The following is a 333-nucleotide window of genomic DNA, read 5'->3' on the forward strand; positions in this document are numbered from 1 at the left end:
ATTGCTTTGATTCAACGCTTTATAGCCATTTTTGGTAAAGACCGTATTGTGAATGTGTTCGCAGACAGAGAGTTTATCGGTGAGCAGTGGTTTACATGGTTAATTGAACAAGACATCAACTTCTGCATTCGTGTTAAAAAAACTTCATTGTCACCAATCATTTAGGAAAGAATCATAAAATTAGTGATTTATTTCGCCATCTTAAAGTTGGTCAAATTGAATGTCGTAAACGACGGATTTTGGTTGGTCGGGTGAAACTATATATAAGTGCACTACAGTTAGAAAATGGAGAGCTTTTACTCGTCGTTTCTCCTCAGTTTAATGCCAATGCTA

At 36.0% G+C, this 333-nt stretch carries 1 pseudogene; it reads left to right on the plus strand.

The annotated features are described in order from the left end of the window. A pseudogene (locus tag CNQ84_RS20300) lies at nucleotides 1-333 on the plus strand (transposase); the annotation flags it as partial.

This window comes from Pseudomonas abyssi, from assembly GCF_002307495.1.
GTDB lineage: Bacteria > Pseudomonadota > Gammaproteobacteria > Pseudomonadales > Pseudomonadaceae > Halopseudomonas > Halopseudomonas abyssi.